7 protein-coding genes and 3 rRNA genes are annotated in these 14,132 nt (G+C 66.0%); 7 read left to right on the forward strand and 3 right to left on the reverse strand.

From position 1 onward, the window contains the following. Window positions 1-124: 124 nt before the first annotated feature. Window positions 125-922, forward strand: a complete 798-nt coding sequence (locus O7624_RS22260; protein ID WP_282237121.1) for a carbon-nitrogen hydrolase family protein — start codon at window positions 125-127, stop codon at window positions 920-922. Window positions 923-927: 5 nt separating this feature from the next. On the opposite strand, the gene O7624_RS22265 is transcribed toward O7624_RS22260, so the two are convergent. Next, window positions 928-1,155 carry a hypothetical protein gene (locus O7624_RS22265; protein ID WP_282237122.1) on the reverse strand — a complete coding sequence of 76 codons (228 nt, stop codon included), beginning with the start codon at window positions 1,153-1,155 and terminating at the stop codon, window positions 928-930. A 714-nt stretch (window positions 1,156-1,869) separates the two neighbouring features. Here O7624_RS22265 and O7624_RS22270 point away from each other — a divergent pair. The 3 genes from O7624_RS22270 (at window position 1,870) to rrf (ending at window position 7,082) form a co-directional block, all read left to right on the forward strand. Next, a 16S ribosomal RNA gene (locus O7624_RS22270) occupies window positions 1,870-3,384 on the forward strand. Between the two features lie 373 nt (window positions 3,385-3,757). Next, window positions 3,758-6,870, forward strand: a 23S ribosomal RNA gene (locus O7624_RS22275). Between the two features lie 95 nt (window positions 6,871-6,965). Continuing rightward, a 5S ribosomal RNA gene (rrf, locus tag O7624_RS22280) occupies window positions 6,966-7,082 on the forward strand. The 16S, 23S and 5S rRNA genes sit together here, the layout of an rRNA operon. Before the next feature lie 309 nt (window positions 7,083-7,391). On the opposite strand, the gene O7624_RS22285 is transcribed toward rrf, so the two are convergent. Continuing rightward, window positions 7,392-8,075: a hypothetical protein gene (locus O7624_RS22285; RefSeq protein ID WP_282237123.1), complete on the reverse strand. Its 684-nt coding sequence runs from the start codon at window positions 8,073-8,075 to the stop codon at window positions 7,392-7,394. Between the two features lie 69 nt (window positions 8,076-8,144). Here O7624_RS22285 and O7624_RS22290 point away from each other — a divergent pair, with 69 nt between their 5' ends. From O7624_RS22290 to O7624_RS22300, 3 genes are all read left to right on the forward strand, one after another. Then, on the forward strand, window positions 8,145-10,763 hold the full coding sequence (locus tag O7624_RS22290; protein WP_282237124.1) for a valine--tRNA ligase: 2,619 nt from the start codon (window positions 8,145-8,147) through the stop codon (window positions 10,761-10,763). Between the two features lie 185 nt (window positions 10,764-10,948). Continuing rightward, complete coding sequence (locus O7624_RS22295; RefSeq protein ID WP_282240716.1) at window positions 10,949-12,220, forward strand: folylpolyglutamate synthase/dihydrofolate synthase family protein; 1,272 nt, start codon at window positions 10,949-10,951, stop codon at window positions 12,218-12,220. Next, window positions 12,217-12,582 carry a DUF4233 domain-containing protein gene (locus O7624_RS22300; protein WP_282237125.1) on the forward strand — a complete coding sequence of 122 codons (366 nt, stop codon included), beginning with the start codon at window positions 12,217-12,219 and terminating at the stop codon, window positions 12,580-12,582. The genes O7624_RS22295 and O7624_RS22300 overlap by 4 nt, the downstream gene beginning before the upstream one ends. A 48-nt stretch (window positions 12,583-12,630) precedes the next feature. On the opposite strand, the gene O7624_RS22305 is transcribed toward O7624_RS22300, so the two are convergent. Beyond that, window positions 12,631-14,112: a VOC family protein gene (locus O7624_RS22305; protein WP_282237126.1), complete on the reverse strand. Its 1,482-nt coding sequence runs from the start codon at window positions 14,110-14,112 to the stop codon at window positions 12,631-12,633. Window positions 14,113-14,132: the final 20 nt, after the last annotated feature.

Consider the following 14,132-nt stretch of genomic DNA (forward strand, 5'->3'; position numbering starts at 1 on the left):
GTGGCTCGGTCTGCCCCCTGCCAGCGACGGCGGGACGCGGGCGGCGGCGACCGCCGCGCCGCTGGACGAGTTCCCCGCGACCGCACACTGCGGCCGGCCACCGTGCACCCGTACGCTGGCAGCCATGCGCGTCGCCGTCTGCCAGCTGAACTCCCGGGATGACCGAGAGGCGAACCTCGCCGCCGCGGAATCCCTCATCGAACGCGCTGCTGGCGCCGGCGCGGACCTGGTGCTGCTGCCGGAGTATGTCGACTATCTCGGCCCAGGCGCCGGGATGCCCGCGCCGGAGTCCGCGGACGGCCGCGTGGGCGCGTTCTTCGCCGCCGCGGCGCGTCGGCTCGGGATCTGGCTGATCGCCGGCTCCTTCCACGAGGCAGGCCCCGACCCGGACCGCACCTGGAACACCACGCTGGTCTTCGACCGTTCGGGTACGCTCGCCGCCTCCTACCGCAAGATCCACCTGTACGACGTGGAGATCCCCGGCCGCGTTTCCTATCGGGAGTCGGCGACTGTGGCGCCCGGGGAGCAGCCGGTCGTGGTCGACGTCGAAGGGTTACGGGTGGGCCTGTCCATCTGCTATGACCTGCGCTTCCCGGAGCTCTACCGGCAACTGGCCACCGTTGGTGCCGCCCATCTGCTGGTGGTGCCGGCGGCTTTCATGATGCACACCGGGAGAGACCACTGGGAGGTGCTGCTGCGAGCCCGCGCGATCGAGAACCAGTGCTTCGTCGCAGCAGCCGGGCAGACCGGTGACCACGAACCCGACCGCACCTGTTACGGGCGGAGCATGGTGATTGACCCCTGGGGGACAGTGCTGTCCCAGGTACCCGACGGTCCGGGGCTCGCGGTGACCGACATCGACCTGAGCTGCCTGGACCGGATCCGTGCCGAGCTGCCGAGCCTGGCGAATCGCCGGCTCTGACGCCGCTATCCCTGAAGTAGTACGCCGACAAGTGCGAAGCCGGCGATGGCGGCTGCGGTGATCAGAAGAGCGGTGCTCATCCTGGAGGGGCCACGTCGGGCCAGACGGCCGATCGAGACCAGGACCGCGAAGAGCACGAAGGCACCGATGAGCAGTTGCCATATCGGTAACAGCAGGCCGAGCAGCGCGTCCTCGGCGAGGACCGGGCGTACGGGCCGGGACACGTCATCCATGCCTGACACTCTGGCACGTCGGAACCCCTCATGGCCGTCTGCGGGGAGACAGCAGCGGAGACTGCGCCCGTACCCGAACCGGCTTCGGTGAGCCGAGCCGTCGGCCGGGACCGAACACCGGGGTGCCACCCGACCAGCGTCCACTGCACTCAAACCTCGTATCGATGAACGATGATTTGCCTTCTCGGGGGTGTCCGCGTAACTTTCTCTCTGCACGCGGGAGGCCGGGCAAACCGGCCGAGAACGGGCGCCAGCAACGCGAAGACCAGTCAACGCGGAGCTGAGGCCGGGCGGTGTGGAGCGACTCAGCGAGATGGAGTTGCGATCGCGAAGCCGACCGGGTAGGGTTCTGGAGCCGGCAGGAGCCGGGCGGGTTGTCCTGAGTGATGATCGGCCGGTCTGCGGTTCTCCACGACAGTCGCTGACACCGCAAGGTGGGCGATGGCGTGGGCCCCGAGCGAGTTACGAGAAGCCTGATTGCTCAGGTTGACCTCGGAACACAGTTCGGATAGTTTGGAGCGGTTGCCCCGGACGCGGTTCCTCAAATGAGGGCCCGGGTTTGGTGTGTGGTTGTTCTTTGAGAACTCAACAGGGTGCTTGATATGCCAGTGCCAAGTTTTTGTTTGATTCCCGGGCTGGCCAGTTTTTCTGGTTGGTTTGGATTCCTTTGGCAACAATTTTGTTTGTTGCTGGGATGGATTTTCCTTCAGGTTTTTGTTGGAGAGTTTGATCCTGGCTCAGGACGAACGCTGGCGGCGTGCTTAACACATGCAAGTCGAGCGGAAAGGCCCTTCGGGGTACTCGAGCGGCGAACGGGTGAGTAACACGTGAGCAACCTGCCCTAGGCTTTGGGATAACCCCGGGAAACCGGGGCTAATACCGGATATTCACTTGCGGACGCATGTTTGTGGGTGGAAAGTTTTTCGGCTTGGGATGGGCTCGCGGCCTATCAGCTTGTTGGTGGGGTGATGGCCTACCAAGGCGACGACGGGTAGCCGGCCTGAGAGGGCGACCGGCCACACTGGGACTGAGACACGGCCCAGACTCCTACGGGAGGCAGCAGTGGGGAATATTGCACAATGGGCGGAAGCCTGATGCAGCGACGCCGCGTGAGGGATGACGGCCTTCGGGTTGTAAACCTCTTTCAGCAGGGACGAAGCGCGAGTGACGGTACCTGCAGAAGAAGCGCCGGCCAACTACGTGCCAGCAGCCGCGGTAAGACGTAGGGCGCGAGCGTTGTCCGGATTTATTGGGCGTAAAGAGCTCGTAGGCGGCTTGTCGCGTCGACTGTGAAAACCCGTGGCTCAACTGCGGGCCTGCAGTCGATACGGGCAGGCTAGAGTTCGGTAGGGGAGACTGGAATTCCTGGTGTAGCGGTGAAATGCGCAGATATCAGGAGGAACACCGGTGGCGAAGGCGGGTCTCTGGGCCGATACTGACGCTGAGGAGCGAAAGCGTGGGGAGCGAACAGGATTAGATACCCTGGTAGTCCACGCTGTAAACGTTGGGCGCTAGGTGTGGGGGGCCTCTCCGGTTCTCTGTGCCGCAGCTAACGCATTAAGCGCCCCGCCTGGGGAGTACGGCCGCAAGGCTAAAACTCAAAGGAATTGACGGGGGCCCGCACAAGCGGCGGAGCATGCGGATTAATTCGATGCAACGCGAAGAACCTTACCTGGGTTTGACATCGCCGGAAATCTCGCAGAGATGTGGGGTCCTTCGGGGCCGGTGACAGGTGGTGCATGGCTGTCGTCAGCTCGTGTCGTGAGATGTTGGGTTAAGTCCCGCAACGAGCGCAACCCTCGTCCCATGTTGCCAGCAATTCGGTTGGGGACTCATGGGAGACTGCCGGGGTCAACTCGGAGGAAGGTGGGGATGACGTCAAGTCATCATGCCCCTTATGTCCAGGGCTTCACGCATGCTACAATGGCCGGTACAATGGGCTGCGATACCGTGAGGTGGAGCGAATCCCAAAAAGCCGGTCTCAGTTCGGATCGGGGTCTGCAACTCGACCCCGTGAAGTCGGAGTCGCTAGTAATCGCAGATCAGCAACGCTGCGGTGAATACGTTCCCGGGCCTTGTACACACCGCCCGTCACGTCACGAAAGTCGGCAACACCCGAAGCCGGTGGCCCAACCCTTGTGGAGGGAGCCGTCGAAGGTGGGGCTGGCGATTGGGACGAAGTCGTAACAAGGTAGCCGTACCGGAAGGTGCGGCTGGATCACCTCCTTTCTAAGGAGCACCATCCAGCGAAGGCTGGTATGGAGCCCGCGGCCCGCGGATGTCGGGTCGGGGTGCTCGATTGGCGGAGACACTGGCGAGTTTTCCTCGGCAACGGCCGGAATTTCCTAGTACAGCTGCCCTGTGGGGTGGTGGGAACGGGGTTGTGGTGCGGCTGGGGGAGGCGTAGGGCACCCTGTTGGGTCCTGAAGGAACAACCCGTGGTGGTTGTCTTTCAGAGCCGATGCTTGGGACGTGGTGTCCTGAGTGGCGCCAGGCATGGCCTGGTTTCTCATACCGCCGGTGGTTGCCGGGCTGGTGGGAGACGGTGGGTTGTGGGTTGGTTGTTTGTTGAGAATTGCACAGTGGACGCGAGCATCTTTGTGGTCAAGTTGTCAAGGGCGAACGGTGGATGCCTTGGCACCAGGAGCCGATGAAGGACGTGGGAGGCCGCGATAGGCCTGGGGGAGCTGTCAACCGAGCTGTGATCCCAGGGTGTCCGAATGGGGTAACCCGGCATCAGTCATGTGATGTCACCTGCACCTGAACTCATAGGGTGTGTGGAGGGAACGCGGGGAAGTGAAACATCTCAGTACCCGTAGGAAGAGAAAACAACATGTGATTCCGTGAGTAGTGGCGAGCGAAAGCGGATTGAGGCTAAACCGGTTGCGTGTGATACCTGTCAGGGGTTGCGTGGTCGGGGTTGTGGGACCCTGCTACACGAGCTGACACTCGTGTGAGGAGTGATAAAGCCAGTGGTTAGCTGAATGGTCTGGAAAGGCCGACCGTAGACGGTGATAGTCCGGTAGGTGAAAGCTGCTGGTCTTCTGTGGGTGTTCCCGAGTAGCGGCGGACTCCTGAAATCTGCCGTGAATCTGCCAGGACCACCTGGTAAGCCTAAATACTTCCTGGTGACCGATAGCGGACGAGTACCGTGAGGGAATGGTGAAAAGTACCCCGGGAGGGGAGTGAAATAGTACCTGAAACCGTTCGCCTACAATCCGTCGGAGCCTTGCGGGGTGACGGCGTGCCTTTTGAAGAATGAGCCTGCGAGTTAGTGGCATGTGGCGAGGTTAACCCGTGTGGGGGAGCCGTAGCGAAAGCGAGTCTGAAGAGGGCGTTTGAGTCGCATGTTCTAGACCCGAAGCGGAGTGATCTAGCCATGGGCAGGCTGAAGCGCGGGTAAGACCGTGTGGAGGGCCGAACCCACCAACGTTGAAAAGTTGGGGGATGACCTGTGGTTAGGGGTGAAAGGCCAATCAAACTCCGTGATAGCTGGTTCTCCCCGAAATGCATTTAGGTGCAGCGTCGTGTGTTTCTTGCCGGAGGTAGAGCACTGGATGGTCTAGGGGGCCTACAAGCTTACCGAAATCAGCCAAACTCCGAATGCCGGTAAGTGAGAGCGCGGCAGTGAGACTGCGGGGGATAAGCTTCGTAGTCGAGAGGGAAACAGCCCAGATCACCAGCTAAGGCCCCTAAGCGTGTGCTAAGTGGAAAAGGATGTGGGGTCGCATAGACAACCAGGAGGTTGGCTTAGAAGCAGCCACCCTTTAAAGAGTGCGTAATAGCTCACTGGTCAAGTGGTTCCGCGCCGACAATGTAGCGGGGCTCAAGCACACCGCCGAAGCTGTGGCACTCACACAGAGCCCGGTGTCTGTCTTTCGAGGTGGGCATCCAGGTGTGTGGGTGGGTAGGGGAGCGTCGTGCCGGGGGTGAAGCAGCGGGGTGACCTAGTTGTGGACGCGGCACGAGTGAGAATGCAGGCATGAGTAGCGAAAGAAGGGTGAGAAACCCTTCCGCCGGATGACCAAGGGTTCCAGGGCCAGGTTAATCCGCCCTGGGTGAGTCGGGACCTAAGGCGAGGCCGAGAGGCGTAGTCGATGGACAACGGGTTGATATTCCCGTACCCGCGAAGGAGCGTCCCTGATGAACCTCGTTGTGCTAACCACCCGAGCCTGGTGCGGTCTTCGGACCAAGCTGGGGGAGCGTGGGAACCTGGCGGGTAGTAGTCAAGCGATGGGGTGACGCAGGAAGGTAGCTGAGCCCGGCCGGTGGTTGTGCCGGGGTAAGCGTGTAGGCCGACGTGTAGGCAAATCCGCACGTCATGAAGGCTGAGACGTGATGCCGAGCCGATTCAGGTGAAGTCAGTGATCCTATGCTGCCGAGAAAAGCCTCTAGCGAGTTCTGAGCGGCCCGTACCCCAAACCGACACAGGTGGTCAGGTAGAGAATACCGAGGCGATCGGGCGAACTGTGGTTAAGGAACTCGGCAAATTGCCCCCGTAACTTAGGGAGAAGGGGGGCCGGAGACGTGAAGCCCCGCGCGGGTGGAGCGTTGTATGGCCGCAGAGAGCAGGGGGAAGCGACTGTTTACTAAAAACACAGGTCCATGCGAAGAAGTAATTCGATGTATATGGACTGACGCCTGCCCGGTGCTGGAACGTTAAGGGGACCTGTTAGCTCTTCGGGGCGAAGCGGAGAACTTAAGCGCCAGTAAACGGCGGTGGTAACTATAACCATCCTAAGGTAGCGAAATTCCTTGTCGGGTAAGTTCCGACCTGCACGAATGGCGTAACGACTTCCCCACTGTCTCAACCACAGGCCCGGCGAAATTGCAGTACGAGTAAAGATGCTCGTTACGCGCGGCAGGACGGAAAGACCCCGGGACCTTTACTATAGCTTGACATTGGTATTTGAGTCGGCTTGTGTAGGATAGGTGGGAGCCGGTGAAGCTCATACGCCAGTATGGGTGGAGGCAATCTTGAAATACCACTCTGGTTGATTCGGGTATCTAACTTCGGACCGTTATCCGGTTCAGGGACAGTGTCTGGTGGGTAGTTTAACTGGGGCGGTTGCCTCCTAAAGGGTAACGGAGGCGCCCAAAGGTTCCCTCAGCCTGGTTGGCAATCAGGTGTTGAGTGCAAGTGCACAAGGGAGCTTGACTGTGAGACTGACGGGTCGAGCAGGGACGAAAGTCGGGACTAGTGATCCGGCACTTGCGTGTGGAAGCGGTGTCGCTCAACGGATAAAAGGTACCCCGGGGATAACAGGCTGATCTTCCCCAAGAGTCCATATCGACGGGATGGTTTGGCACCTCGATGTCGGCTCGTCGCATCCTGGGGCTGTAGCAGGTCCCAAGGGTTGGGCTGTTCGCCCATTAAAGCGGTACGCGAGCTGGGTTTAGAACGTCGTGAGACAGTTCGGTCCCTATCCGCCGTGCGCGTAGGATACTTGAGAAGGGCTGTCCCTAGTACGAGAGGACCGGGACGGACGAACCTCTGGTGTGCCAGTTGTCCCGCCAGGGGCACGGCTGGTTAGCTACGTTCGGAAGGGATAACCGCTGAAAGCATCTAAGCGGGAAGCCTGCTTCAAGATGAGGTATCCCACCCCACTTTGTGGGGGTAAGGCCCCCAGCTAGACGACTGGGTTGATAGGCCGGAAATGTAAGCCCGGTAACGGGTTCAGTTGACCGGTACTAATAGGCCGAGGACTTGACTATCAAAGTTGCTACGCGTCCACTGTGTAACTCACAACAAACAAACAACACCCCAACAAGCGTGTTGGTGTTGGTGTTGTTTGACATGTTGATAAGGTTACGGCGGTCATGGCGGAGGGGAAACGCCCGGTCTCATTCCGAACCCGGAAGCTAAGCCCTCCAGCGCCGATGGTACTGCACCCGGGAGGGTGTGGGAGAGTAGGACACCGCCGGACATTCTTCGATTCAGGGCCACCCCAAACGGGGTGGCCCTGAAGTCATTTCTGGGCGACCCACTACGTCTCTCGGGCCGATAGGCGCGGCCGTCGTCACCTGGGGTGTCGAGGTGTACGGCGTACTCCTGGTGTGTCTTCTCGCCGGTGGCGGAGTCGTCCTGGTGGCCCTCGCCAGGCTGGCCACGCCGGTGCGGCACGCCCGTCCGAGCTGCCCGGACGCGGTGGGTCAGTCTCAGCGTGGCCGGTCGCGCCCGAGGGAGGGCGCGGCAGCCGTCGCACGAGCATCCGAGTCAGCCCGCCCCGCAGCCGTCAGTCGCGGGTCTGCATGCTCTCCCTGATCTGCCGCAGCAGACCGGCGGAGTCGTCGACCGAACGGGCGGGGAACATGGCCAGCACCACGCTGCCGTGGTCGGCCCAGCCGCAGACCGCGAAATCGCCGCCCTCGCCGCCGGTGCTGCCGCACTTCATCACGCCGCCCAGCCGCCCCGGCGACACGCCGCGGAGCCCGGTCACGGCTGCGGTCTCGTCTGCCATCAGCTCGAACAGACTTTCCAGATCCCGCTCAGGCTGCCACAGCAGAGTGGTGCCTCCGAAGATCAGAACCGATCGCCGGGCGTCGGCCGGGTCCTGGTAGACGGCGCCGAAGCTGCTGTCGAGCTGAATGTCGGCAGCCAGCCCGCTCCGCAGGTAGTCGGCGGTGCTGGCAGCCCGATCGCTGCTGTCCAGACGAAGACCAGCGACCTGGTCGGGGATGGCGATCCGGGCGTCCTTCTGTTGCACGATCCGCCAGCCCCAGGTGCCGAACGCGCCCACCCCCACCAGCGCGATGATCGCGAGCGCCGCCACGACCAGACGTCGCCGCCGGGACCGCACGCCCGGCCGGTCGGTGGCGTCTGCCGGCTCGCGGTCGCCCAGTTCGATCGGCTCGTCGGTCAGCTCGACCGGCGGAGCGCCCTCGTCGAGCTGGCGGGCACTGAGATGTGCGTCGGACATAGCCGACACCGTACGCGAACGACAGGTGGCGCACGTCGGGTCCGTCGAAGCGCTCCGTAGACTTTCAGGGTGACCGAGAGACTGGATGCCCGACGCCCCGACGCCCCGACCCTCGCCGGCCAGTATCAGCCGAGTGAGGTAGAGCAGCGACGGTACGAGCAGTGGGTAGCCGACGGTCGATTCCGCGCCGCCGCGGACAGCGAGCGGCAGCCCTTCACCATCGTGATCCCGCCGCCGAACGTCACCGGCTCGCTGCACATGGGCCACGCGCTCGACCACACGGTGCAGGACGCGCTGGTGCGGCGCAAGCGGATGCAGGGCTACGAGGCGCTCTGGCTGCCGGGCATGGACCACGCTGGCATCGCCACCCAGAACGTGGTCGAGCGGCAGCTCGCCGCGCAGGGGCTCTCCCGTCACGACCTGGGCCGGGAGAAGTTCGTCGAGCGGGTGTGGCAGTGGAAGGCGGAGTCCGGCGGAGCGATCCTGGGCCAGATGCGCCGGCTCGGCGACTCGGTCGACTGGGACCGGGAGCGCTTCACCATGGACGAGGGCCTGTCCCGCGCCGTGCAGACCATGTTCAAGAAGCTGTACGACGACGGCCTGATCTACCGGGCGAACCGGATCATCAACTGGTGTCCGCGCTGTCTCACCGCGCTGTCCGACATCGAGGTGGAGCACACCGACGACGACGGCGAGCTGGTCTCGATCCGGTACAGCGACGAGGTGGTGGTGGCCACCACCCGGGCGGAGACGATGCTCGGCGACACGGCGGTCGCCGTGCACCCGGACGACGAGCGGTACCGCCACCTGATCGGCACCGAGGTCGAGCTGCCGTTGACCGGGCGCCGGATCCCGATCGTGGGCGACGCCCACGTCGATCCGTCGTTCGGCACCGGCATGGTGAAGGTGACCCCGGCGCACGACCCGAACGACTTCGAGATCGGGCAGCGGCACGACCTGCCCAGCCTGACGATCATGGACGAGCGGGGTGTCATCACCGCGCACGGACCGTTCGAGGGCCTGGACCGGTTCGAGGCCCGACCGGCGATCGTGGCGGCGTTGCGGGCCGAGGGACGCGTCGTCGCCGAGAAGCGGCCGTACGTGCACGCCGTCGGTCACTGCTCCCGGTGCCGTACCACCGTCGAGCCGCGGTTGTCGTTGCAGTGGTTCGTCAACACCTCGCCGCTGGCCAAGGCGGCCGGCGACGCGGTACGCGACGGTCGGGTGCGCATCGAGCCGGCGGAACTGGCCAAGCGCTACTTCGCCTGGGTCGACAACATGCACGACTGGTGCATCTCCCGGCAGCTCTGGTGGGGCCACCGGATTCCCGTCTGGTACGGCCCGGCCGGCGAGGTGGTCTGCGTCGGCCCGGACGAGCAACCGCCGGCCGGCGAGGGTTGGCACCAGGACGAGGACGTGCTTGACACCTGGTTCTCCAGCGGCCTCTGGCCGTTCTCCACGCTCGGCTGGCCGGAGCAGACCCCGGACCTGGCGAAGTTCTACCCGACCAGCGTGCTGGTCACCGGGTACGACATCCTGTTCTTCTGGGTCGCCCGGATGATGATGTTCGGCCTGTACGCGATGGACGGCCGGCAGCCGTTCGACGTGATCGCCCTGCACGGGATGGTCCGCGACGAGCACGGCAAGAAGATGTCCAAGTCGTTCGGCAACGTGGTCGACCCGCTGGACTGGATCGACAGGTACGGCGCCGACGCCACCCGGTTCACCCTGGCCCGGGGCGCCAACCCCGGCGGCGACGTGCCGGTCAGCGAGGAGTGGTGCCAGGGCTCGCGGAACTTCTGCAACAAGCTCTGGAACGCCACCCGGTTCGCGTTGCTCAACGGTGCGCACACCGACGGCCCGATGCCGGACGCCGGACGGCTGTCGACCGTCGACCGGTGGATCCTGTCCCGGCTGGCCCACGTCACCGCCGAGGTCGACGAGCAGTTCGAGTCGTACGAGTTCGCCAAGGTCTGTGACCTGCTGTACCACTTCGCCTGGGACGACGTCTGCGACTGGTACGTGGAGCTGAGCAAGCCGGTGCTGGCCGGCAGTGGCGAACCGGCCGAGGTCAGCCGCCGGGTTCTCGGTCACGTCCTGGACCAGCTGCTGCGGCTGCTGCACCCGGTGATCCCGTTCGTCACGGAGGAACTGTGGACGGCACTCACCGGCGGCGAGACGGTGCTGACGGCAGCCTGGCCCACGGCTGATCGGGCGCTTATCGACGACGCGGCCGAGACGGAGGTGGCCACCCTCCAGCGGGTGGTGACCGAGGTCCGCCGGTTCCGCTCCGACCAGGGCCTGCGCCCGACCCAGCGGGTCGCGGCCCGGCTCGACGGGCTGTCCGGTGCCGGTGTGGCGGCGCACGAGCCGTTGATCCGGTCGCTGGCGCGGCTGGATCCGGCCGGTGACGATTTCCAGGCCAGTGCGACGCTGGCCATGCCGGGTGAGGTAAGTGTCGCGTTGGACACCCGAGGCTCGATCGACGTTGCCGCCGAGCGGGCTCGGTTGACCAAGGATCGCGCGGCGGCGGAGAAGGAGGCGGCGCAGGCCCGGGCGAAGCTGGACAACCCGGCGTTCGTCGGTAAGGCCCCCGAGCACGTCGTATCCAAGATCCGCGAACGACTGTCGGTCGCCGAGGCCGACCTGGCTCGCATCGATGCCGCCCTGGAGGCACTTTCCTCGTGACCGACCCTGTCGACCGAACCGACCCTGTCCGCGCCGAACGGCCCGGTGCCGTACCCAGCGAACCGACCGACCGCGCCCGTACCGGTGATGGTGCGGGCGCGGACCGCCGGGAGCGGACCGGTCGGGCCGATCGTGCCGCCTTCGCGCAGGTGGAAGCCGAACTGGCCGCGCGTGGCTTCACCCGGATGGTCTTCGAGCTGGACCGCATCTCGTCCCTGCTGGACCTGCTGGGCAGCCCGCAGCGGGCGTACCCGTCGATCCACCTGACCGGGACCAACGGCAAGACCTCCACGGCCAGGATGATCGACTCGCTGCTGCGGGCCTTCGGGCTGCACACCGGGCGGTACACCAGCCCGCACCTGGAGACCGTGCGGGAGCGGATAAGCCTGGACGGCGAGCCGGTGGACGAGGCTCGGTTCACCGCCGTGTACCACGAGGTGAAGCCGCTGGCCGAACTGGTCGACGACCGTTCGGCCGAGCCGCTGACCTACTTCGACATGACCACGGCGCTGGCCTTCGCCACCTTCGCCGACGCCCCCGTCGACGTGGCCGTGGTCGAGGTGGGTCTCGGTGGCGCCGAGGACGCCACAAACGTCATCCAGGCGGGGGTGTGCGTACTGACCCCGGTCGGGCTCGACCACACCGAGTGGCTCGGTGACACGCTCCAGGACATCGCGGTGGCCAAGGCCGGCATCATCCACCCCGGTGCCACGGTCATCTGCGCCGCCCAGGAGGAGGAGGCCGCCCGGCCGATCCTGCAACGCTGCGCGGAGGTGGGCGCGACCGTGGCCCGGGAAGGCTCGGAGTTCGGCGTACTGCGCCGGGCTGTCGCGGTCGGCGGTCAGGTGCTCACCCTGCAAGGGCTCGGTGGGGTGTACGAAGAGGTCTTCGTCCCGCTGCACGGTGCCCACCAGGCACAGAACGCGGCGGTGGCGCTGGCCGCCGTCGAGGCGTTCCTCGGTGCGGGTGCCCGCCGGCAGCTCGACGTGGAGGCGGTGCGGGAAGGCTTCGCCGCCGCCAGCTCCCCGGGGCGGCTGGAGCGGGTGCGTAGCGCGCCGACGATCCTGCTCGACGGCGCACACAATCCGCAGGGCATGGCGGCCACTGTCACCGCGCTCCAGGAAGAGTTCGCGTTCAGCAAGCTGGTAGCCGTCATGGGAACCCTCGCCGACAAGGACGCCGCCAGCATGCTGGAGCTGCTGGAGCCGGTGGTCGACCAACTGGTGGTGACGCGGAACAGCTCGCCCCGGACCCTGCCGGTCAAGGAACTGGCCGCGCTGGCTGCGGAGGTGTTCGGCCCGGACCGGGTCGAGGTGGCCGAGGAGATGCCGGACGCCATCGAGGCGGCGGTTGCGCTGGCCGAGGAGGACGTGCCGGGCGAGCTGGCCGGCGTCGGGGTGCTCATCACCGGTTCCGTGGTGACCGTGGCCGACGCCCGCCGGCTGCTGAAGCGATGACCGGCGACGGCGACGGCCAGCCCCGCCGGTCGGGCCTGCGCGACCCGCAGCGGGCGGTACGCGGGCTCGGTGCGGCTGCCCTCGCCCTGGAGGCGTTGGTGCTGCTGCTGGCGATCCAGCCGATCCGGGCGGTCGGCGCTGACCTCGGTGGCGCGGCGATCGCCGTGGTGGTGGCGCTGGCCGTGGTCTCCGCCGTGCTCGCCGGCATGATGCGCCGGCCGTGGGCCTGGCACGCCGGCACCGTGTTGCAGGGTCTGCTGCTGTTGTCCGGCCTGCTGCACTGGTCGCTGTTCGTGCTGGGCGTGATGTTCGCGCTGGTGTGGGCGTACGCGCTGCACGTGCGCCGCGTCATCCTCGGCTGAGAGCGGCCGCGGAGGTGCGTCAGGCTACCGGCTGCTCCAGGGGCCTCGTCACGCCTCGGCGAGTTCCCGCCACTGGGTCAGCGCGATGCCGTGCCCGTCGGGGTCGCGGAACGCCGCCGCCCACACCTCCAGCTTGCTGCCACGGTTGACCACCCGGGGCGGGTAGGTGAATCGGACGCCGGACTCGCGCAGCCGCTCGTACGCCGACTGGATGTCGTCCACGTCGAGGTTCACGTGGACCAGCCGGCGGCTGATCGGCTGGGCCCCGGTCACCTCGCGTAGCACCAGGCGGGTCGCCCCCGAGGAGAGCACCGCGTTGGCGGCACCCCGGTCGACCTCGGTGAAGCCGAGTCGATCCCGGTAGAACTCCAGCGAGCGGGACAGCTCGGTGACCAGCAGGGTGATGCCCACCCCGCTGATCGGTGCTGCCGGGTCGGCGGCGTCCGGGTGGAAGCCGAAGATCGCCTCGTCCAGTTCCCCCGCGTCGACCGCCTCCGCCCGGTCCGCAGCGGACTGCGGGTGATCGTCGACAGTCCGACGGTCGCCGGGCGTCGCCCGGCTGTCGGCCGTCGGGCGTTCGGTGCTGGCGGTCTGGCGCGGTTCCGGATCGTCGAGCGGCAGGTCGAGCGGGTCGAGGGGATCCATCGGATCGGCCAGGCTCGCGGCCGGGCCGGTCGGTGGCGGCGCTGATCGATCGCCCGTCGGGTCGGCAGGTTCGTCTCCGGCGGCGGTCGCCGCCGGGCTGAACGGTTCCTCGGTGAACCGCTCCTCGGCGGGCATCCGAGGCGCGGGGGTGGCGCGGCGGGGCAACCGCTGCTCGTCGGAGCGTTCCACCACGGTTCCCTCCAGCACGACCGGTCGGCCCGGGCGCTGGCGTACCCGCACCGTCTCGTGGTGCTCCACCGGTTCGGCCGCGGCATCGTGCGGTCGGCCGTCCGACGGACCGCCGAGCGGACCTTCGGACGGATCGTCGGAGGGATCGTGGAAGTCGTCCTCCGGTGCCCGACCGGCCCACGGCGGCGCCTCCTGCCCGATCAGCACCTCGTCCGGCGGCACCGTGGCGAACTCGGGGGGCAGGTCGGCGGTGCTGCCGGCCTCGGTGTGGGTGAGCACCTCGTCCCAGAGCACCCGGACGTGTCGCGGGTCGTCCAACGCCACCCGGATCGGCAGGGTCTGCCCCAGCGACGGCCACTTCGACACCGGAACCCGCGGCTCGATGATCTTCTTCGAGCGGGGCGGCAGCCCGGGCGCGTCGATCACCAGTTGCAGCTCGCAGCGACCGAAGGCGTACTGGGTCGGCGGCTCGGATGCGCTGTGCACGTGGCCGGCGCCGACGACCCAGGTGCGGCCGCCGCTGCGCACGGTGGCCAGCGCGATCGCCAGGGCCAGCAGGGCGGCACCGAGTGCGACGATGGCCCAGCTGGTCATGCCCAGGCCGAAGAGGATGACGAAGGTGGCCACGGTGCCCAGCACCGCGGCGATCAACTTGCGTACCGGTGCGATGGGTCGGTTGCCGCCACCATTCGCCACAGTGGACCTCCCGGGGGTCA

The sequence above is a fragment of the Verrucosispora sp. WMMD1129 genome (assembly GCF_029581255.1).
Taxonomy (GTDB): domain Bacteria; phylum Actinomycetota; class Actinomycetes; order Mycobacteriales; family Micromonosporaceae; genus Micromonospora; species Micromonospora sediminimaris.